19 protein-coding genes and 1 riboswitch are annotated in these 19,784 nt (G+C 72.8%); of the genes, 9 read left to right on the top strand and 10 right to left on the bottom strand.

What is annotated here, in order from left to right:
• The first annotated feature begins 171 nt into the window (after window positions 1–171).
• Window positions 172–930: a CPBP family intramembrane glutamic endopeptidase gene (locus tag ACVJ1F_RS05430; RefSeq protein WP_456885250.1), complete on the top strand. Its 759-nt coding sequence runs from the start codon at window positions 172–174 to the stop codon at window positions 928–930.
• A 279-nt stretch (window positions 931–1,209) separates the two neighbouring features.
• On the opposite strand, the gene gcvP is transcribed toward ACVJ1F_RS05430, so the two are convergent.
• The 4 genes from gcvP to ACVJ1F_RS05410 form a co-directional block, all read right to left on the bottom strand.
• Window positions 1,210–4,029 (bottom strand): aminomethyl-transferring glycine dehydrogenase, encoded by a 2,820-nt coding sequence (gene gcvP / locus ACVJ1F_RS05425; protein ID WP_456885248.1) that lies wholly within the window; start codon window positions 4,027–4,029, stop codon window positions 1,210–1,212.
• Window positions 4,030–4,133: 104 nt separating this feature from the next.
• Window positions 4,134–4,511, bottom strand: a complete 378-nt coding sequence (gcvH, locus tag ACVJ1F_RS05420; RefSeq protein WP_056048718.1) for a glycine cleavage system protein GcvH — start codon at window positions 4,509–4,511, stop codon at window positions 4,134–4,136.
• A gap of 27 nt (window positions 4,512–4,538) precedes the next feature.
• Window positions 4,539–5,660 (bottom strand): glycine cleavage system aminomethyltransferase GcvT, encoded by a 1,122-nt coding sequence (gene gcvT / locus ACVJ1F_RS05415; protein WP_370274467.1) that lies wholly within the window; start codon window positions 5,658–5,660, stop codon window positions 4,539–4,541.
• 375 nt (window positions 5,661–6,035) lie between these two features.
• Window positions 6,036–6,139: riboswitch (glycine riboswitch) on the bottom strand.
• 144 nt (window positions 6,140–6,283) lie between these two features.
• Entirely contained in the window at window positions 6,284–6,736 is a 453-nt protein-coding gene (locus tag ACVJ1F_RS05410; protein WP_056048721.1) for an SseB family protein, read from the bottom strand.
• Between the two features lie 118 nt (window positions 6,737–6,854).
• Between ACVJ1F_RS05410 and ACVJ1F_RS05405 the strand changes: the two genes are divergently transcribed.
• Window positions 6,855–7,346, top strand: coding sequence for a hypothetical protein (locus ACVJ1F_RS05405; RefSeq protein ID WP_456885110.1), 492 nt, complete (start codon window positions 6,855–6,857; stop codon window positions 7,344–7,346).
• 37 nt (window positions 7,347–7,383) lie between these two features.
• On the opposite strand, the gene ACVJ1F_RS05400 is transcribed toward ACVJ1F_RS05405, so the two are convergent.
• Window positions 7,384–8,259 (bottom strand): putative protein N(5)-glutamine methyltransferase, encoded by an 876-nt coding sequence (locus ACVJ1F_RS05400; protein ID WP_456885109.1) that lies wholly within the window; start codon window positions 8,257–8,259, stop codon window positions 7,384–7,386.
• Between the two features lie 56 nt (window positions 8,260–8,315).
• Here ACVJ1F_RS05400 and ACVJ1F_RS05395 point away from each other — a divergent pair, with 56 nt between their 5' ends.
• The 7 genes from ACVJ1F_RS05395 (at window position 8,316) to ACVJ1F_RS05365 (ending at window position 14,540) form a co-directional block, all read left to right on the top strand.
• Window positions 8,316–8,798, top strand: coding sequence for an FBP domain-containing protein (locus tag ACVJ1F_RS05395; RefSeq protein WP_056048726.1), 483 nt, complete (start codon window positions 8,316–8,318; stop codon window positions 8,796–8,798).
• A 71-nt stretch (window positions 8,799–8,869) separates the two neighbouring features.
• Entirely contained in the window at window positions 8,870–9,181 is a 312-nt protein-coding gene (locus ACVJ1F_RS05390; protein WP_192122750.1) for an antibiotic biosynthesis monooxygenase, read from the top strand.
• A gap of 158 nt (window positions 9,182–9,339) precedes the next feature.
• A complete protein-coding gene (locus ACVJ1F_RS05385) occupies window positions 9,340–10,434 on the top strand; it encodes a LolA family protein (RefSeq protein ID WP_456885108.1) in 1,095 nt (364 codons plus the stop codon).
• A gap of 10 nt (window positions 10,435–10,444) precedes the next feature.
• Window positions 10,445–11,467 carry an ABC transporter ATP-binding protein gene (locus ACVJ1F_RS05380; protein ID WP_456885107.1) on the top strand — a complete coding sequence of 341 codons (1,023 nt, stop codon included), beginning with the start codon at window positions 10,445–10,447 and terminating at the stop codon, window positions 11,465–11,467.
• A complete protein-coding gene (locus ACVJ1F_RS05375; protein ID WP_456885106.1) occupies window positions 11,454–12,338 on the top strand; it encodes an ABC transporter permease in 885 nt (294 codons plus the stop codon). Before ACVJ1F_RS05380 ends, ACVJ1F_RS05375 begins: the two co-directional genes overlap by 14 nt.
• A 44-nt stretch (window positions 12,339–12,382) precedes the next feature.
• Entirely contained in the window at window positions 12,383–13,951 is a 1,569-nt protein-coding gene (locus ACVJ1F_RS05370; protein ID WP_456885104.1) for a hypothetical protein, read from the top strand.
• Window positions 13,952–14,048: 97 nt separating this feature from the next.
• The gene (locus ACVJ1F_RS05365; RefSeq protein ID WP_043596034.1) at window positions 14,049–14,540 is read left to right on the top strand and encodes a MarR family winged helix-turn-helix transcriptional regulator; all 492 of its coding nucleotides are present in this window, start codon (window positions 14,049–14,051) and stop codon (window positions 14,538–14,540) included.
• Between the two features lie 21 nt (window positions 14,541–14,561).
• Here ACVJ1F_RS05365 and ACVJ1F_RS05360 read toward each other — a convergent pair whose 3' ends face one another.
• From ACVJ1F_RS05360 to ACVJ1F_RS05340, 5 genes are all read right to left on the bottom strand, one after another.
• The gene (locus tag ACVJ1F_RS05360) at window positions 14,562–15,248 is read right to left on the bottom strand and encodes an SDR family NAD(P)-dependent oxidoreductase (protein WP_159825683.1); all 687 of its coding nucleotides are present in this window, start codon (window positions 15,246–15,248) and stop codon (window positions 14,562–14,564) included.
• A gap of 68 nt (window positions 15,249–15,316) precedes the next feature.
• Complete coding sequence (locus ACVJ1F_RS05355; RefSeq protein ID WP_159825681.1) at window positions 15,317–16,330, bottom strand: LacI family DNA-binding transcriptional regulator; 1,014 nt, start codon at window positions 16,328–16,330, stop codon at window positions 15,317–15,319.
• 79 nt (window positions 16,331–16,409) lie between these two features.
• Window positions 16,410–17,366, bottom strand: coding sequence for a carbohydrate ABC transporter permease (locus ACVJ1F_RS05350; protein ID WP_456885103.1), 957 nt, complete (start codon window positions 17,364–17,366; stop codon window positions 16,410–16,412).
• 2 nt (window positions 17,367–17,368) lie between these two features.
• Window positions 17,369–18,379, bottom strand: coding sequence for a carbohydrate ABC transporter permease (locus ACVJ1F_RS05345; protein WP_123571571.1), 1,011 nt, complete (start codon window positions 18,377–18,379; stop codon window positions 17,369–17,371).
• Window positions 18,380–18,460: 81 nt separating this feature from the next.
• Window positions 18,461–19,768, bottom strand: coding sequence for an ABC transporter substrate-binding protein (locus ACVJ1F_RS05340; protein WP_456885101.1), 1,308 nt, complete (start codon window positions 19,766–19,768; stop codon window positions 18,461–18,463).
• Window positions 19,769–19,784: the final 16 nt, after the last annotated feature.

Below are 19,784 nucleotides of genomic sequence, written 5' to 3'. Positions count from 1 at the left end.
ATGAATCGGCTGCGAGAAATCCGCCACCTGGCAGGTATTGTTCTCCGCCACGGCAGGAGGCGCGGGTCGGCCCACCCACGCCGGTCCCGTACGATCGCCCCCGTGAGCCGCCCCCAGGACCCCGCCTCCGCCGTGACACCACGCGATGCCCTCGCACCGCGCCCGGCCCCGATGACCCGAGCGCGCCTCCGGGTCGAGATCGCGATCGTCCTCGGCCTCTCGCTCGGCGCGTCGGCCGTGTACTCGGTGCTCTCGATCGTCAACCGGCTCACCCAGCAGACCGCCCTCTCGCAGCAGACCGCCACGCTGAACTCACCACTGAGCAGTCGGGAGTTCTTCGACCTCGCCTACCAGGTGCTCGGCGTCGCGGTGGACCTCGTGCCGGTGGCGCTCGTGGCTTTCCTGCTGTGGCGCGAGGAGCGACCCCACCTGGGACGTCTCGGCGTCGACTTCTCGCGTGCCGGACGGGACACCCTCGGCGGCGTCGGGCTGGCCCTCGCCATCGGCATCCCCGGCATCGGCCTCTACCTCGTGGGCAAGGCGCTCGACCTGACGGTCACCGTCGTGCCGACGAACCTCGGCGAGCACTGGTGGACCGTCCCCGTGCTGCTGCTGTCGGCGGTGCGCGCGGGGGTGACCGAGGAGGTGATCGTCGTCGCGTACCTCTTCGCGCGCCTCCGCGACCTCGGTTGGCGCACGTGGTCGATCATCGTGACGGCGGCCCTGCTCCGCGGCAGCTACCACCTCTACCAGGGGTTCGGCGCCTTCGTCGGCAACGTGGTCATGGGCGTCGCCTTCGGCTGGCTCTACGTACGGTTCGGCCGGGTGCTGCCGCTCGTCGTCGCGCACGTCCTGATGGACGCGGCCGTCTTCGTGGGCTACCCGTGGGCCGCGACGACCTTCCCCACCCTCTTCGGGCTGCCGTCCTGACGCACCGGGACGGATCGTCCGGGGACGCTCGCGGGCGGAACTGGGTCTTGACACTCGTTCGGGGGGCGAGTCTGATGGACCCACGGGTCGGAGCACCCCGAGCTAGCCACACAGCGTGAGCTGTCCCCCGGGCGTCGATCGGGACGGTCGCCGCTACGTGAACGCCCTCCGCGACACTCGGCGGCCGACGCCCGAGGGACCCAGAGGGAACCGCCAGCACTCGACGGGATCGGGTGCTGGCGGTTTCCCGTCCGAGGCGCGGTCGGCGCCGGACGCGATCTAGGCGAACGCCTCGGCCGGCGGGCAGTTGCAGAACAGGTTGCGGTCACCGTAGGCCTGGTCGATGCGACGCACCGGCGGCCAGTACTTGCTGCGCACGAGCGAGCGGACCGGGTACACGGCCTCTTCGCGGCCGTACTCGGCGGTCCACTCGCCCACGACGACCGACTCGGCCGTGTGGGGCGCACCGCGCAACGGGCTCGACTCGGCGGTGTACCGACCGGCTGCCACGGCGTCGGCTTCGCCCTTGATCGCGATCATCGCGTCGACGAAGCGGTCGATCTCGGCGAGGTCTTCGCTCTCGGTCGGCTCGACCATGAGGGTGCCCGCGACGGGGAACGACATGGTCGGGGCGTGGAAGCCGTAGTCGATGAGGCGCTTGGCCACGTCGTCGACGGTGACCCCGGTCGCGTCGCGCAACGGCCGCAGGTCGAGGATGCACTCGTGCGCGACGAGGCCGTTCTCGCCCGCGTACAGCACGGGGAAGTGCTCGCGGAGGCGGGCGGCGACGTAGTTGGCCGCCAGGACGGCCGCCCCGGTCGCCCGGGTGAGGCCCTCGGTGCCCATCATGCGCACGTAGGCCCAGCTGATCGGCAGGATGCTCGGCGACCCGTACGGAGCACTCGAGACGGGCACGCCGGCGTGGGCGAGACGGTCCCCCTCGGCCGCGGGGGCCGAACCCGTGCGACGGTCGGCCTGCTGGGCCATCGGGTGACCGGGCAGGAAGGGCGCGAGGTGGGCCTTGGCCGCGACCGGACCCACGCCCGGACCGCCCCCACCGTGCGGGATGCAGAAGGTCTTGTGCAGGTTGAGGTGCGAGACGTCGCCGCCGAAGTCGCCGAAGCGCGCCACCCCGAGCAGGGCGTTGAGGTTCGCCCCGTCGACGTAGACCTGGCCTCCGGCCGCGTGCACGGCGTCGGTGAGGGCGACGATGTCGTGCTCGTACACGCCGTGCGTCGACGGGTAGGTGATCATGAGCGCCGCGAGCTGGGCCGCGTGCTGCTCGACCTTGGCGCGCAGGTCGTCGAGGTCGACGTTGCCGCCCTCGTCACAGGCCACCACGACGACGCGCATGCCCGCGAGCACCGCGCTGGCCGCGTTCGTGCCGTGCGCGCTCTGCGGGATCAGGCACACCGTCCGCTCGCCGTCGCCGTTCGACAGGTGGTAACCGCGGATCGCGAGGAGACCCGCGAGTTCGCCCTGGCTGCCGGCGTTGGGCTGCAGCGAGACCGTGTCGTAGCCCGTGACCTCGGCCAGCCATCCCTCGAGCTGACCGATCAGGTCGAGGTACCCCGCCACGTCGTCGGCCGGGGCGAACGGATGCACGCCGGCGAACTCGGGCCAGGTGACCGCGGCCATCTCGGTCGCCGCGTTGAGCTTCATCGTGCAGCTGCCGAGCGGGATCATCCCGCGGTCGAGCGCGTAGTCCTTGTCGGCCAGGTGCTTGAGGTAGCGCATCATGCTGGTCTCGCTGCGGTGGGTGCGGAAGACCGGGTGCGTGAGGTAGTCGCTCGTCCGCAGCAGCGCCTCCTGCAGGCCCGAGGGTGCGGCATCGTCGAGCAGCTCGACGCCGAGCACCTCGGCGACGACCCGGACGTCGTCCCGCGTCGTGGTCTCGTCGAACGAGAGACGGACGCAGTCGTCGTCGACGGCGTGCAGCAGGTAGCCCCGAGCGTGTGCCGCGGCGACGATCTCGGCCGCCCGACCCGGGACGAAGACCTGGAGGGTGTCGAAGAACGAATCCCGCTCGAGCTCGAGCTCGCTCGCCCCGATGGCGGCCGCCAGGTCGGAGGCGTGGCCGTGCACGCGCGTCGCGATGTGCCGCAGCCCCCAGGGGCCGTGGTAGACCGCGTACATCGACGCCATCACGGCGAGCAGCACCTGTGCGGTGCAGATGTTCGACGTGGCCTTCTCGCGACGGATGTGCTGCTCGCGGGTCTGCAGGCTGAGGCGGTAGGCGGGCTGCCCGACGGCGTCCTGCGAGACCCCGACCAGGCGCCCGGGCAGCTGACGCTCGAGCCCCGTGCGGACGGCCATGTAGCCCGCGTGCGGACCGCCGAAGCCCATCGGCACGCCGAAGCGCTGGCTGGTGCCCACGGCGACGTCGGCCCCGAACTCGCCGGGTGCCTCGATCAGCGTGAGCGCGAGCAGGTCGGCGGCGACGACGGCCAGACCGCCCTGGGCGTGGGCCGCCTCGACGACGGCACGCGGGCTCCAGACGGACCCGGACGCCGCGGGGTACTGGACGAAGAGGCCGAACGACTCGGGCAGCTCGGCGGGGTCGAGCACCGAGAGGTCGAGCTCGACGAGTTCGATCCCGACGGCCTCGGCGCGGCCGGCGAGCAGGGCCTTGGTCTGCGGGAAGGTGTCGCTGTCGACGACGAAGACGTCGGTCTTCGCCTTGGACGCACGGCGGGCCAGCAGCATGCCCTCGACGACGGCCGTGCCCTCGTCGAGCATCGACGCGTTGGCGGTCGAGAGCCCGGTCAGCTCGGCCACCATCGTCTGGAAGTTGATGAGGGCCTCGAGTCGACCCTGCGAGATCTCGGGCTGGTACGGCGTGTAGGCGGTGTACCAGCTGGGGTTCTCGAGCACGTTGCGCTGGATGACGGCCGGGGTGACGGTGTCGTAGTACCCGAGACCGAGGAGGCTGCGCGAGACGCGGTTGCGCCCCGCGAGGGCCCGCAGCTCGGCGAGCGCCTCTTCTTCGCCGATCGGCTCGGGCAGCACGCTGCCCTCGACGGGCGCGGCGTGGATCGCGTCGGGCACGGCGGCCGCGACGAGCGACTCGAGGCTGTCGTGCCCGACAGCGGCGAGCATGGTCGCCTGGTCGTCCGGGGTGGTGCCGACGTGGCGGTCGACGAAGCCGGTGGCGACCTGGTCGGACCAGCCGCCGAAGACGGACCCGCCCGTCTGCTCGGCGCTCATTCGGCGGTCAGCGCGACGTACTCGTCGCGCGAGAGCAGGCCCTGGCCGTCGGTCGACGACAGGGTGATCTTGATGAGCCAGCCGTCGCCGAACGGGTCGCTGTTGACGAGGTCGGGGCTGTCGACGACGGCCTGGTTGGCCTCGAGGACCGTGCCGAGCGCGGGGGCGAACAGCTCGCCGACCGACTTGGTCGACTCGATCTCGCCGACGACCGTGCCGGTCTCGACCTCGGTGCCCTCGGCGGGCAGGTCGACGTAGACGACGTCGCCCAGCTTGTCGGCGGCGTAGTCGGTGATGCCCACGGTGGCGGTGTCGCCGTCGATCAGGAGCCACTCGTGCTCGGCGGTGTACTTCAGTGCGGTGAGATCGGTCATGGCCGGTCCTTTCGAGGGAGGGGGTGCCTAGGAGCGCTTGTAGAAGGGCAGCGGGACGACGGTGGCGGCGACGGCGGTGCCGCGGACGTCGACGGCCAGGGCGGGACCGCGGTCGACGACGTCGGGGTCGACGTAGGCCATGGCCACCGGGTGGCCGAGGGTGGGCGACAGCGCGCCGCTCGTGACCTCGCCGACGACGGTGCCGTCGTCGGTGACGACCGGGTAGCCCGCCCGGGCGGCCCGGCGCCCGGTGAGCGTCAGTCCGACGAGGACGCGGGCGCCGGCGGCGGGCTCGACGTTCGAGCGCCCGACGAAGTCCTTCGAGGTGTCGACGACCCGGCCGAGCCCGGCCTGGTCGGGGCGGACGTCGAGGCCGAGTTCGTGGCCGTAGAGCGGCATGCCGGCCTCGAGACGGAGCGTGTCGCGGCTGGCCAGCCCCGCGGGGACGATCCCCCGGGGTCCGCCGGCCTCGGCGATCGCGGCCCACAGCGACGGGGCGGTCTCGGGGTCGACGTAGAGCTCGAAGCCGTCCTCGCCGGTGTACCCGGTGCGCGCGATCAGCACGGGGGCGTCGTCGAAGGTGGCCTGCAGCACGCGGTAGTACCGCAGCGTGGACAGCGGGGCGTCGGGCTGGAGGCGGTCGGCCGTGACGAGTTCGTCGAGCACGCCCTCGCTCTCGGGCCCCTGGACCGCGATCAGTGCAGTGTCGTCGCTCTCGTCGTCCACGGTGACGTCGAACCCGGAGGCGCGGGTCGCCAACGCCGCGAACGCCGCCTCGCGATTGCCCGCGTTGGCCACGACCAGGAAGTCGTGCTCGTCGAGGCGGTAGACGACCAGGTCGTCGACGATCCCGCCCTCGGCGGCGAGCAGGAGCGAGTACTTCGCCCGCCCGACGGCGATGGTCGAGAGGGTGCCGGCCAGGGCGTGGTCGAGGAACGCGCCGGCGTCGGGCCCCACCACGGCGATCTCGGCCATGTGCGAGAGGTCGAAGAGCCCCGCGGCGGTGCGGACGGCGTGGTGCTCGGCGAGGTCGGAGTCGTAGCGGACCGGCATCTGCCACCCCGCGAAGTCGGTGAAGACGGCGCCGGCGGCGACGTGGACCCCGTGCAACGGACTGTAGCGCTCGTCGGGCTCGTCGGTACCGGTCAGGTCGTGGGCGTCGCCCGGCCCGGTGGCGATGCCCTCGGTGCCGTCGTCGGAGAGGACGACGTCGCCGTCGAGCGCGGCGGACGCCTCGGCACCGCCGAGGTCGTCGTCGTCGGGCCCGGGGGCGGCGGGAAGGTTCGAGGCTGCGTCGGACATCGTGCTCCTGAGAGGGACGGACCGGCCGCCTGGTGTCTCGGCCGGGAACGGTGTCGTGCGGATGGGGCACGACGGGGCAGCCCCGTCCGGCGGTCCGCCGGTCGGGGCTCCCCCTCTGTCATGGGCCTGAGAGCTTCACCGGCCGAGGCCGGTTTTCACCGTGGGCGAGGACCGGCGAGGGGGTCTGTCGACCGCCTCGCGCCTCCTGCTTTTCAGAGTGGCCAGTCCGTCGCGGTACGCGTACCTGAGAGATTGGCGGGGAGCTTGCTCCTTCGGTGCCCGGTCGGCGCAGTCTCTGCGCACCGGGGCTCTCCCGCGACGTGTTCGTGGCCCGATGTTCGATTGTGGCGCCAGCCTAGCGTCGTCGTGTGACACGCAGGTTTCGGGATCTCACGCGATCCGGGCCACCCGGACGACGACGGACGCCCCGACCGGGTGCGGTCGGGGCGTCGTGGGGTCGTGCGGGTGCGTCAGACGGCGCGGGAGGGCTGCCCGGGCTCGGGCGAACCGGCCGCCTCGTGCTCGGCGACGAGCTTGCGCACGTCGTCCGCCAGTTGGGCGACGCCCTCGGGCAGCATCTCGAAGCCCTCGCGATTGCCCGGGTTGACGACGAGGCCGGTCTCGGCCGGGATGGCCTGGACGAGTTCGGCCGCCGGGAGGGTCGCCGAGAACTCGGCGACGCCCCTGACCTGCTCGCCGATCATGTCGACGTGGGTGAAGGCGGCCAGCATGGGCACGCCCTCGCGGTCGAAGAGCACGGGCTGCAGGTCGTTCAGCGACTCCTGCGCGTCGGTGGCCGTGGCGACGACGACCTGGGCGTTGACGAACTCGGCGAGCACGCTGTTCATGTCGCCCTCACCCGCCTGGCCCTTGCTGATGGCCTGTTCGAGTGCGGTCTTTTCGCGGTTGTCCGTGTCGGTCATCCGACCAGCCTGCCGGGCGAACCTCCGTGTCGGCTCAGCGTCGCGCGTGGTGGGCGGCCCGGCCACTCGCTACCCTGTGCAACACCCCGCCGTGTCGCACCCACCTCGAGGAGCCCTCGTGCCCCGCAGCCTCCGCCCGTCCCCCCGAACCACCGCCCCGGCCCTCGCCGTCACGGGTCTGGCCCTCGTGCTGCTCGTGTCCGGGTGCGCCGGGAGCGCCGGGGGCGCGCCGGCCTCGTCGCCGAGCCCGACGGCCGCGGCGTCGCGGACGCCCACGCCCACGGCCTCGGACGACGCGACGGCCCTGCCCGACGCCACCGCGCTCCCGACGACCGAGCCGCCCGCCCCCGCCACGGCCCAGGCCCAGGAGGCGCCCCCCGCCTGGCACGCGTGCGTCACGGCGATCGGTCAGCAGTACCCCGACCTGCCGTACCTCGGCGACGTGTGGGCCTACGAGGCCGACGACGTCCGCGACAGCGCCACGGGCGCCGTGGCCACCGTCACGATGGGCCACCTCGCCGACGGCCGCCCCGCGACGGAGTGGACCTGCCAGATCTCGGGCACCCCCGACGCTCCGGTCGTCGACTCCGTCACCCCGGCCGACGTCTGAGCCCGGTCACGGACCACCACGCCGGGGGCCGACCGCCTCACCGCGCGACGGCGACGACGACCGTGCCGTCGATCTCGTCGTCGCGCACGACCCGGGCCCGCAGGCCCGCGGCGACCAGCGCCTCCTGCGTGTCGGGAGCCTGACGCTCGCTCGTCTCGAGGACGAGGGTGCCGCCCGGTGCCAGCCACTCGCCGACCTCGTCGGCGATCCGTCGGTGGAGGTCGAGCCCGTCGGCCCCGCCGTCGAGGGCGAGCGACGACTCGTGGAGGCGCGCCTCGGGCGGCAGGGACGAGATCGCCCCGGTCGGCACGTAGGGCGCATTCGCCGCGATCACCCGGAACCGGCCGCGCAGCGACGGGGGCAGCCCGTCGAACAGGTCTCCCCGGACGACGGTCCCCCTCCCGTCGAGGTTGCGACGGGCGCAGTGCACGGCGGCCGGGTCGAGGTCGGTGGCCCAGAGGTCGAGACCGGGGTGCTCGGCGGCGAGCACGGTCGCGACGGCGGCGGCGCCGCAGCAGAGCTCGAGCACGGTGGGGGAACGGGTCGCCGGACCGTCGCCCTCGTCCACGGGTGCCGCATCGTCCACGAGCGCCGCGGAGGCCTGCCCCAGGACCAACTCGGTCCGGCGGCGGGGCACGAAGACGCCCGGCTCGACGACGATCCGCCGCCCCGCGAACTCCGCCCAGCCGAGGATCTGCTCGAGCGGTCGTCCGGCGACGCGGTCGGCGACCATCGACTCGAGCGCGTCGGCGTCGGCGTCGGCGTCGGCCTCGGTTCCGGCGTCGGCGTCGGGCCGGGTTCCGGCGTCGGCGGCGGCCACCAGCAGGCGCGCCTCGTCCTCGGCGAAGACGCAGCCCGCGGCTCGGAGGCGACGCGCGACGATCAGCTCGCGGTCGGCCTCCGGGATCGTCACGCGCCCACGCTAGACCGACGCGTAGGCTGACGAGACCCGACGGCACGAGGGAGAACATGAAGCCGCTGACCGAGACCGACATCCGCGAGTCGTTCGTCAACGCCCTGCCGGGCGACCTCGACCGCCTGCCGATCCCCGGACTGCACGAGATGCTCTGGGAGGAACGCGAGTTCCTCGGCTGGCGCGATCCGCAGGCCCATCACCGCGGCTACATCGTCCACTGGATGGACGGCCGACCCGTCGGACTCGTCGTCCGGTCGTCGAGCAGTTCGCTGCGCCCCGGCATCGCCGCCATGTGCTCGCTCTGCCACTCACCCCAGCCGGCCACGCAGGTACGCCTCTTCACCGCCCCCAAGGCCGGCGAGGCCGGGCTCAACGGCAACACGCTCGGCACCTACATCTGTGAGGACCTCGCCTGCTCGCTGCTGATCCGGGTCGCTCCCCCGCACCTCAACCCGCCCGAGCAGATCGCCCGCCGCTCGGCCGGACTCGCCGAACGGGTGCAGGGCTTCACGGCCAACGTCATGAAGACCGCCTGACGCGCGGCCGTCCCGCCGACCGCACCGCGCCTCCCGTCGTCCCCCACCCGTCCCCACCGAAAGGCACCGTCGTGTCCGTCGTCAAGATCAACGCCATCCACGTTCCCGAGGGCTCCGGCTCCGAGCTCGAGAAGCGCTTCGCCGCCCGCAAGCACTCGGTCGACGGGGCGGAGGGGTTCGAGGGGTTCCAGCTGCTGCGTCCCGTCAAGGGCGAGGACCGCTACTTCGTCGTGACGACCTGGCGCAGCGAAGAGGACTTCGCGGCCTGGTCGGCCGACGGCGCCAAGGCCGCCCACGCCCGCCCCGCCGGATCCGGTGACGCCCCGCGCGGGCCCGTCGCGACGGGTGCCGACCTGCTCGAGTTCGAGGTCGTCGACCTCTGACCGGGACGGTCGCGCCGGGGCGTCCGGCCGGCGTCGGCACGGCTCGTTCGACGTCGAGCGACCGGGGGCGAGGATGACAGCGATCTCCAGGCTTCGCGCGTAGTCTCCTGCCCAATCGCCGACCCGCTCGGGGCCCGGCGTGAGAGGTCGCGATCGTCATGAAGAAGTCCACCCGCTGGGCCACCGCCGCCGCCGTCCCCGTGGCCGTCATCGCCGCGAGCATCGTGGTCCCCGCCGTCTCGGCCACGGCGGACGTCGACCTGCCCGACAAGACGCCGCAGCAGGTGCTGGCCCTCGCCGCCTCGAGTTCGGGCGCGTCCTACTCGGGCACGGTCGAGCAGACCTCCGACCTCGGGCTGCCCGACGTGTCGGCCCAGGCCACGGGCGGTGGATCGTCGTCCGACGCCGCCGGTGCCCTCGAACTGCTGAGCGGCAGCCACACGGCCAAGGTCTACGCCGACGGCGCCACGAAGCAGCGAGTCCAGGTGATCGACCAGCTCGCCGAGCGCGACGTCATCCGTGACGGGTCGAGCGTGTGGGCCTACGACTCGAAGACGAAGGAAGCGACGCACGCGACTCTGCCCGACCAGGGGAGCACCCCGATGCCGAGCGCCCTCCCCGACGGCACCGCCGTGCCGCAGACGCCCGCCGAACTGGCCGACCTCGTCCTGTCGTCGGTCGAGCCCACGACGACCGTCACGGCCGACTCCGACGTGAGGGTGGCCGGACGCGACGCGTACCAGGTGGTCCTGACCCCGAAGGACTCCTCGACGCTCGTCGCGAGCGCGACCCTCGCCGTCGACGCCGAGACCGGCGTCCCGCTCAAGGTGGTCGTCGCCGCGAAGGGGCAGAGCGATCCGGCGCTGTCGGCCGGCTTCACCTCGGTCGACTTCGGCGCCCCCGCGGCGTCCGTCTTCGCGTTCACTCCCCCGGCGGACGCGACCGTGACCGACGTGACCGTGCCGACCGGCGCCTCCGGACGGTCGCACGGTGACGCGGCGCACGCCGAGAAGACCGTCATCGGCTCCGGCTGGAGCACGATCGTCGGGGTCACCCCGGCTGCCGGATCGAGCGACGGCACCTCGTCGACCGATGCCGACGCCCAGGGCCTGCTCGACCAGCTGACCACGAAGGTCGACGGCGGACGGGTGCTCGAGACCTCGCTGGTGTCCGTCCTGCTCACCGACGACGGTCGGGTGTTCGCCGGGGCGGTCGACGCCTCGACCCTGCAGGCCGCCGTGGCCGGGCAGTGACCTCAGGCCGGTGAGCCTCGACACCCCCGCCGTCCGGGCGCCCGCCGTCGGCGACGCACCCCGAGGGGCGTTCGCCGTCGAGACGACGGGCCTGACGAAGCAGTTCGGACGCCAGCGCGCCGTCGACGGAGTCGACCTCGCGGTGCCGCACGGCAGCGTCTACGGGTTCCTCGGACCGAACGGCTCGGGCAAGACCAGCACGATCCGCATGCTGCTGGGGCTCACCTCGGCATCGAGCGGCGACATCAGGGTGCTCGGCGGGTCGATGCCCGACGACCTGCGCCGCGTGCTGCCCCGCGTCGGCGCCCTGGTCGAGGGTCCCGCGTTCTACCCGTTCCTCTCGGGCCGCGCGAACCTGCACCGCCTCGACTCGGGCGACCGCTCGGCCCCGGCCTCGACGCGACGCGCCCGGGTCGACGCCGCCCTCGACCGCGTCGGCCTCGGTCACGCGGCGTCGAAGAAGGCCCACGCCTACTCGCTCGGCATGAAGCAGCGCCTCGGCATCGCGAACGCCCTGCTGATGCCGCGGGACCTGCTGGTGCTCGACGAGCCCAGCAACGGCCTCGACCCGCAGGGCACGCGCGAGGTCCGCACCCTCATCCGTTCCCTGGCCGACGAGGGCACGACCGTCTTCGTCTCGAGCCACCTGCTCAGCGAGGTCGAGCAGATGTGCACGCACATCGGCGTGATGAGCGCCGGGCGGCTGCTGACCCAGGGCACGCTCGACGACCTGCGCGCGCTCGGCACGCACCGGGTCCGCCTGCTCACGCCCGATCCGGACGCCGCCCGCGACGTGCTCGTCCGCCTGGGGCTCTCCCCGGAGGCACGAGCACGGCCCGACGCGACGCCCGCGACCGCGGGTGGTGCGGTCGGCGTCGAGGCGGAGCTCGCGGTCGACGGGCTCTCGCCCGAGTCGATCGTCGCGGCGCTCGTCGCCGCGGACGTGCGCGTCCGCGGGTTCGAGGTGGCCGGCGCCAGCCTCGAGGACCGGTTCGTCGACCTGACCGGGGAGGGCTTCGATGTCGCCGGCTGAGTCCGCGGGCGCGCGTCCCGACGCCGCCCCCACCGTCGACCGCCCCCGGAGCGCGCTCGGCCTCGGCCTGCTGGGCAGCGAGCTGGCGGTGCTCTTCCGCCGCGTCCGCACGATCGCGCTGCTCGCCGCGCTGGCCCTCATCCCGGTGCTGCTCGCGGTCGCCGTGCGCGTCACGTCGTCCGACGGCGGCGGTGGTCGCGGGCCCGCCTTCCTCGGCGACATCACCCAGAACGGCCTCTTCGTCTCGCTCACCGCCCTCACGGTGGCGATCCCGCTCTTCCTCCCGCTGACCGTCGGCGTCGTCGCCGGCGACACGATCGCGGGCGAGGCGAGCCTCGGCACCCTGCGGTACCTGCTGGTGACGCCGGTGGGCCGGGTGCGCCTCCTGCTCGTCAAGTTTGCGGTGGCCGCGGCGTTCTGTCTCGCCGCCACGCTCGTGGTGGTCGTGTTCGGGGCGATCGCCGGGGCCGCGCTGTTCCCGGTCGGGCCGGTCACCCTGCTCTCCGGGCAGACGATCGGCCTGGGCGAGTACGCCCTGAGGCTGCTGCTGATGGCGCTCTACGTCACGATGTCGTTGCTCGGCCTGAGCGCCATCGGCCTGTTCGCCTCGACGCTGACGAGCGTGCCCGTCGGGGCCATGGCGGCCACGATCGTGCTCTCGACCGTCGCCCAGATCGTCGATGCGCTGCCGCAACTGGACGTCCTGGACCCCTGGCTGTTCACGCACCACTGGCTGGGATTCGCCGACCTCATGCGCGACCCGGTCTCGTGGGACTCGTTCGGCGCCAACGCCCTGCTGCAGGCCGGCTACGTCGTGGTCTTCGGCGCCCTGGCGCTCGGCCGGTTCACCACGAAGGACGTCCTGAGCTGAGCCGTCGGCGCACCCGTGTCGGCGGTCGCGGTTACCGTGGATCGGTGCTTTCCCCTACCCGCCGATCCCGCGTCCCCTCCCGCCCCGTCCGCCTGACCGTGGCGGCGTCGCTCGCCACCGTGGCCCTGCTCGCCGCGACCGGCTGCACGTCCACGTCGACCGACGACGCCGACGGGCGCACGGCCCTCGTCACCCACCAGCAGGAGGCGCGGGTCACGGTCGTCGGCGGCGCCACCGCCCCCGAGAGGGCCGTCGAGGCCAGCCGGGCGCTCTTCGCCTCCAGTCCGGTCGCGGTCGTCGCCGCGGACGGGAACGCGGCGGGCCAGGCGGAGGCGGCCGACGAGGCGGAGCGACTGGGCGTGCCCCTGCTGCTCGCCCCGGCGGGGGCGCCGGCGGCGTCGCCGTCCGCCGGCCCGTCGAGCGACAGCCCCACGACCGGGCCGTCCGTCCTGGCGGCCGAGCTCGACCGGCTCGGCGTCGAGACCGTGCTGGCGGTCGGTGACGTGGGGACGATCGACGGGGCGGGCGTCGAGATCGCGACCCGCGCCTCCTCGGTCGACGTGCCCGACCCGGCGACGCCCCTGGACGACGTCCTCGCCGTCGTGGCCGGAGCCGAGGACGTCGCCGCCACGGCCACCGCCCGGGCCGCGGGGGCCGAGGTCCGGGCCCTGCCCGACGGGGTCGTCGACCTGCAGGTCTCCGGTGACGCGATCGACGCGCTGCACGCCTCGACGACGACCGACACCGTCCTGATCGGCTCCTCCTTCTCGACCGTGCGCGACCCCGCGTGGTCGGTCGCGGCGGCCCGGTCCGGGGCACAGCTGCCCGGCTGCGGCCAGCGGTTCTTCCCGGACCGGCGGTTCGTGGCGCTCTACGGCGCGCCCGGCACCGGGGCGCTCGGCGTCCTCGGCGAGCAGGACGTCGCCGAGACCGTGCAGCGCGCCGCCGACGTCGCGGCGAGCTACGACGCGGCGAGCGACCGTCCCGTGGTGCCGATGCTCGAGGTCATCGCGACGGTGGCCGCCGGTGCCGCGGGGGACGACGGCGACTACTCGAACGAGCTGTCGGTCGAGAGCATCGAGCCCTACGTGGACGCGGCCGCCGCCGCGGGGCAGTACGTGGTGATCGACCTGCAGCCGGGTCGGGCGGACTTCCTCAGCCAGGCGAAGCGCTACGAGTCGCTCCTGTCGCGGCCGAACGTCGGCTTGGCCCTCGACCCCGAATGGCGCCTCGAGGCCGACCAGGTGCCGCTGCGCCAGATCGGCGGGGTCGAGGCGGGCGAGGTGAACGCCGTGTCGACCTGGCTGGCCGACCTCGTGGCCTCGAAGGGTCTGCCGCCGAAGATGTTCGTGCTGCACCAGTTCCGACTCGACATGCTGCGCGACCGGGCGTCCATCGACACGTCGCGGCCCGAGCTGGCCACGCTGATCCACGCCGACGGTCAGGGCTCGCAGCCCGACAAGCAGGCCACCTGGCGCGCGCTGCACGACGGCGCTCCGGCCGGGGTCGCCTGGGGCTGGAAGAACTTCTACGACGAGGACGTGCCCGTGCTGAGCCCCGAGCAGACCATGGCCGACGTGTCGCCGACGCCCGACCTGGTGACGTACCAGTAGCACGCCACCCGGGTCGCCCCGGCGACCCGTGCGGACGATTCACCGGCAGGTGGACGAAGATGAGGAGTCCGAAACCGACCGATGGGAACGCAGCACCGTGGCCACGAACGACGAAGTCGACCTGATCATCGACGCCTGGGCCCGCGAGCGCCCCGACATCGACTTCGCACCCCTCGACGTCTTCTCGCGCCTCCGCCGCCTGTCGCGGCGCCTCGACCGCATCCGCAGCGAGGCGTTCGCCCATGCGGGCCTCGAGATCTGGGAGTTCGACGTGCTCTCGGCCCTCCGTCGGGCCGGCGACCCCTTCCAGCTCAGCCCGAAGCACCTCGTCACGGCGACCATGGTCACGAGCGGCACCATGACGAACCGACTCGACCGTCTGGTCGAGCGCGGCCTCGTCGAACGCCACGGCGACCCGAGCGACGGCCGCGGTGTGCTGGTGCGCGTGACCGAGGACGGCATCGCGCGGGTCGACGCCGCCATGCTGAGCCTGGTCGACGCCGAGAGCGCCCGGCTGCACTCTCTCTCTCCAGCCCAGCAGGCTCAGCTCGCCGACCTGTTGCGGCTCGTCGGCGACGAGTTCAGCTAGCAGCGTCGGGCCGGTCGGGAGTCAGCTCGAGAACGCCGAGCTCGGCAGGTCCTTCTCGCCGTCGACGATCGCCCGCACGATCCGCTCGGCCACCGCGTCGGGGTCGAGGGCCGCACCGAACGCCGGCGCCTTCCCGGCGACCGCTCGCGTGGCGAGGCCGGTGTCGGTGTGCCCCGGGCGCGCGTCGAGCACGCGGATGCCGTCTCGCCGGTACTCGCGTCCGGCGGCCGACGCGAAGGACGCCAGGGCCGCCTTGGACGCCGAGTAGGCGGCCATCCCCACGGTCGCGGCCTCGGACACGACGCCGCTGATCGTCACGACGAAGGGTTCGCGACCGGCCGCCGCGGACTCCGCGAGGGCGGCGTGCGCGGCACGCACCAGACGGATGGGTCCGAGAGCGTTCGTCTCGACGAGTTCGTCGAGCGTGTCGTCGTCGAGGTCCTTCGCCGCTCCGAACGCGACGACGCCCGCGGCGACCACGACGCCGTCGAGGCGTCCGTGCTCGTCGAGCGCCGACCGGACCAGCGCCGCGCCTCCCGACCGGTCACGCAGGTCGGCGAGGTAGGCGCCGGGGCCCGAGAGCGACTCGGGTCGTCGGGCCGCGCGGACGACGACGGCCCCCTCGTCTTCGAGCATCGCCGCGAGACGCTGCCCCAGTCCGCCGGACGCACCGGCCACGAGCACCACGGCTCCGTCGAGATCGGTCATGCCGCCGACCCTACGCGCGCGTCCCGGTGGGACGCCGGGGCGAGGGACCGCAGGAGGCGCGGGTCGCGTCAGGCGGACGCGCGTACCACCAGCTCGGTCGGCAACGTCATGGCGGCCGGCTTCTCGCCGTCGATGACCTGCAGGAGCAGGCGCACCATCTCGCTGCTGATGCGGTCGAACGGCTGACGCATGGTCGTGAGGGCCGGCGAGGTCGCGGTCGCGACGCTCGAGTCGTCGAAGCCCGCGACCGCGACGTCGTCGGGCACGAGCCGCCCCGCGGCCGTCAGGGCGTCGATCGCCCCGGCGGCCATGCGGTCGTTGGCGGCGAAGACGGCGTCGAGGTCCGGCCGTTCGGCGAGCAGGGACTCCATTGCGACGCGGCCGCTCTCACGCCCGTAGTCGCCGTGGCGCACGAGCGCGTCGTCGGCGTCGTCGCCCAGCTCGGCCCGGTAGCCCTCGAGGCGGGTGATGCCGCCGGGGGTGTCGGCGGGGCCGGCGATCGTGGCGATGTGCCTGCGCCCCAGGCCGCGGAGGTACGCGACCATCTCGCGCGCGCCCTCGCGGTCGTCGGCGGCCACCCACCCCATCTTCTTCTCGTGGCCGATCGGGATGCCGCAGGCGATCGCGGGGACCCCCGACTCGACCACGTCGGCGAGCAGCCTGCCGCCGCTGTGCGCCGAGACGAGCAGGACGCCGTCGACGTGCCCGGCCCCGATGTAGGCCAACGCCCGCTGCTGTTCGGCAGGCGACCCGGCCATGATCAGCACGAGCGAGACGTCGCGCTCGGCGAGCGCCGAGGCCGCCCCCCTCAGCAGGATGGAGAAGTTCGGGTCCTCGAAGAGCTGTTCGTGGTCCTCGGTGAGCAGGAAGGCGACCGAGCCGGTGCGGTTCGTCGCGAGGCTGCGCGCGTGCGGGTTGACGCGGTACCCGGTGGCCTTGATGGCGGCGTCGACCGCGGTCTTGGCCTCGGGACTGACCCACCGGCCGCCGTTGAGGGCCCGCGACACCGTGCCCCGCGAGACGCCGGCGGCGGTCGCGACGTCGTCGATGGTCGGTCGGCCGCGGCCGGTCGTGCTGCTCACGCGGCCAGCATAGGGTGCGGCGACCGCCGGGCCGGCGGCGCGCTCCGCCCCGCCGGCACGTCCGGTCGTCGAGGCCGCACTACTTGACCGCGCCGGCCGCGAGGTCGACCTTCCAGAACCGTTGCAGCACGAGGAAGATCGCGATCAGCGGGATCACCGAGAGCAGGGCACCCGTGATGACGAGCGTGTACAACGCCGGCGCCGAGGCCCCCTGGTTGAGCAGCCCGTTGAGTCCCACCGTGAGCGGGAACAGCGAGTCGTCGCCGAGCATGATGTACGGCAGCATGAAGTTGTTCCAGATGGCGACGAACTGGAACAGGAAGATCGTCACGAGCCCGGGCAGCAGCATCGGCACGGCGATCCTCGAGAAGATGCCCATCTCGCGGGCCCCCTCGGTGCGCGCGGCCTCGATCACGTCGGTGGGCACGGCGGCCGCGGCGTAGATGCGGGCGAGGTAGATGCCGTAGGGGCTGATGATCTGCGGCAGCAGCACGCCCCAGAAGGTGTTGGTCAGGCCGACGTTCGCGAGCAGGAAGTACTGCGGGATCGCCAGGATGACGCCGGGCACGAGCACGCCCATCAGCAGCACGTTGAAGACGACCTTCTTGCCCGGGAACTCGAACTTCGCGAGCACGTAGCCCGAGAGCGCCGAGACGAAGGTCGAGGCGATCGCGCCGATGCCGGCGTAGAGGGCCGTGTTGAGCATCCATCGCCAGAACAGCCCGTCGCGGTACTGCGTCAGGGCGACGACGTTGTCGAGCAGGTGACCGCTCGGCGCCAGGGTGAAGGTGGAGAAGAGCTCGCCGCCGTCCTTGGTCGAGGCCATGACGACCCAGAGCACCGGGAACAGGCAGTAGACGGCGCCGATCAGCAGCAGCACCGTCGAGACGACGCTCGGCCGTTCGGCGTGCAGGCGCGGGGCGGCCGGGTCGCGCGGCACCCTGCCCGAGGGGCGGCGGCCCGTCGAGGAGGCGCGGGTCGGGTCGGGCACCGGGGCCGTGGCGTCTCGGGAGCCGTCGAGGTCGATGGTGGTCATGGTCAGTCCTCCTGGCCGAATGCGCGCTTCTGGACGACCCGGAGGAAGAAGAAGCTGACGATGAAGGTGGCGAGCGCGATGACGACCGAGGTCGCCGCCGCCGAGTAGATGTCGTCGCGGGTGAAGGCGTCGCGGTAGACGAGCATGAGCGGCGACCAGCTGGTCGACAGGCTGTTCGTGAGCGGACGGAGGGTGGTCGGCTCGGCGAACACCTGCAGGGTGGCCACCATCGAGAACAGCGCGGTCATGACGAGCGCCGGCGCGACCATGGGGATCTTGATGCGCAGGGCGATCTGCACCTCGCTGGCACCGTCGAGGCGGGCGGCCTCGTAGACGTCGGTCGGCACGGCCTTGAGCGAGGTGTAGATGACGATCATGTTGAAGCCGACACCACCCCAGAGGGCGATGTTGGCGATCGCGAACAGCACGGTTCCCGAGCCGAGCACCCCGTCGACGTCCCAGCCGAGCCGGTCGAACACGTAGTAGAAGGGGCTCACGGCCGGGAGGTAGAGGAAGCCCCAGAGCAGCGAGCTGATCACGGCGGGCACCGCGTAGGGCAGGAAGATGGAGACCCGCGAGAAGGCGGTGGCCCGCGTGCGCTTCGAGTCGAGCAGCAGGGCGAAGAGCAGTGCGAGGCCGAGCATGCACGGGATCAACACGACGCCGTAGAGCAGGACGCGACCGACGCTGGAGGCGAACTCGGGGTCGGTGAGCGAACCGACGTAGTTCTCGAACCCGGCGAACACCTGGCTCTCGCCGCCCGAGCCGAGCCCCAGGCCGACGACCTGTTTTTTCTGGAAGCTGAGGAACAGCGTGTAGACGATGGGCGCCGCCATGAACAGCACGAACAGCACGATGCCGGGGGCCAGCATGGCGTAGGGGGTCAGCACCCGCGTGCGGAAGCTGCCGTTGCCCTTGCGGGTCGCCGGGCGGGGCGCCTCGCGGCCGGCCGACGACGGCGGAGGGCCAGCCCCGTCGGTTCGCGGGCTGAGGGGGGTGAGGGTGTCGGCCATGCCGTGTCCTTGGGTCGAGACGGGTGTGACGGAGGGGTGACGGGGCGGGCGGGGCGACCCCGGCCGCCCCGCCCGATGTCGCTACTTGACCGAGAAGCCGCTCTTGGTCAGGTCGTCGACGGTGATCTTCTGCATGGCCGCGACCGCGTCCTCGAAGGCCGCCTGCGTCTTGGCGTCGGCCGCCTTGGCGAACTCGTCGTTGTAGGCGCTGAAGGCCACGTTGACGTTCGGGCCGTAGGTGAACGGCTGCACCGACTCGGACGCCTCGGCGGCGATGTCGTAGAAGTCGTCCTGCTGGCTGAAGAACTCGGGGCTGGTGGTCAGCGCGTCCGACGCCGCGTCGGTGGCCGCCGGGTAGACGCCGGCGATGTCGGCGAGCGCCGCCACGGCCGTGGGGTCGGTGTTGAGCCACGTCGCGAACTCGACCGCCGCCTCCTTGTGCTCGGACTGGGTCGTGACGGCCGTGGTCGAGCCGCCCCAGTTCCCGTCCGCCGGCTTCGAGGCGTCCCACTGCGGCATCGGGGCCGCGGTCCACTTGCCGGCGGTGTCCGGGGCGTTGCCGCCCAGCACGCCGGGCGCCCAGACCGAGCTGATCCAGCCGACCTGGCTGCCGTCGTTCAGACCGGCGTTCCACTCGGGCGTGTACATCGGCTTGTTGTCGATCGCTCCGCTCTCGACGAGCCCGCCCCAGTACGAGGCGACCTTCTCCGTCGGGCCGCCGTCGATGTCGACGCCCCAGCTGTCGCCGTCGATCGACCACCACGAGGCCCCGGCCTGCTGCGTGAGGCCGGCGAACCAGCCGGCGTCGTTGGCCGAGAAGGTGCCGAGGTACTTCGTCGGGTCCGCGGCGTGGAGCTTGGTGGCGACGTCGGCGTACTCGTCCCACGTGATCGGGACGCTGAGGCCGTACTGGTCGAGGACGTCGGCGCGGTAGTACGCCATCATCGGGCCGGAGTCCTGCGGGATGGCGTAGACGCCGTCACCGCCGAGGGTCACCGACGACCAGGTGCCCTCCGAGAAGTCCCCTTCGAGGTCGGCGGCACCCTGGTCGGAGATGTCGGCGAGCGCGTCCGAGGACACGAGCGTCGGGATCTTCTGGTACTCGGCCTGGATCAGGTCCGGTGCGCCGCTCCCGGCCTTGATGGCGGTGAGCAGCTTGGTGATGGCCGGGTCTCCGCCGTCCTGTTTGTTGACGGTGACCTGGATGTCGGGGTTGTCCTGGTTCCAGAGGTCGACGACCTTGTCGAGGTTCGGGGCCCAGGCCCAGTAGCTGAGCTCGACGGGACCGTCGTCGGCCGCGCCTCCCCCGGCGCCGGAGCACCCGGCGGTGAGCAGTAGGGCGGCGGTCGCGACCGTGGCGACACCGAGACGGCGGAATGAGCTGCGCATTCGTCCTCCTTGAGGA

It is taken from the genome of Frigoribacterium sp. 2355, assembly GCF_054060695.1.
This window is presented reverse-complemented; position numbering and strand designations above follow the sequence as displayed.

Bases quoted from the DNA above. Each gene is read 5' to 3' on its own strand.
- ACVJ1F_RS05430 (WP_456885250.1), top strand. From the start codon at position 172: ATGACCCGAGCGCGCCTCCGGGTCGAGATCGCGATCGTCCTCGGCCTC.
- gcvP (WP_456885248.1), bottom strand. From the start codon at position 4,029: ATGCTCGCCGCTGTCGGGCACGACAGCCTCGAGTCGCTCGTCGCGGCC.
- gcvH (WP_056048718.1), bottom strand. From the start codon at position 4,511: ATGACCGATCTCACCGCACTGAAGTACACCGCCGAGCACGAGTGGCTC.
- ACVJ1F_RS05410 (WP_056048721.1), bottom strand. From the start codon at position 6,736: ATGACCGACACGGACAACCGCGAAAAGACCGCACTCGAACAGGCCATC.
- ACVJ1F_RS05395 (WP_056048726.1), top strand. From the start codon at position 8,316: ATGAAGCCGCTGACCGAGACCGACATCCGCGAGTCGTTCGTCAACGCC.
- ACVJ1F_RS05385 (WP_456885108.1), top strand. From the start codon at position 9,340: ATGAAGAAGTCCACCCGCTGGGCCACCGCCGCCGCCGTCCCCGTGGCC.
- ACVJ1F_RS05375 (WP_456885106.1), top strand. From the start codon at position 11,454: ATGTCGCCGGCTGAGTCCGCGGGCGCGCGTCCCGACGCCGCCCCCACC.
- ACVJ1F_RS05360 (WP_159825683.1), bottom strand. From the start codon at position 15,248: ATGACCGATCTCGACGGAGCCGTGGTGCTCGTGGCCGGTGCGTCCGGC.
- ACVJ1F_RS05350 (WP_456885103.1), bottom strand. From the start codon at position 17,366: ATGACCACCATCGACCTCGACGGCTCCCGAGACGCCACGGCCCCGGTG.
- ACVJ1F_RS05345 (WP_123571571.1), bottom strand. From the start codon at position 18,379: ATGGCCGACACCCTCACCCCCCTCAGCCCGCGAACCGACGGGGCTGGC.
- ACVJ1F_RS05340 (WP_456885101.1), bottom strand. From the start codon at position 19,768: ATGCGCAGCTCATTCCGCCGTCTCGGTGTCGCCACGGTCGCGACCGCC.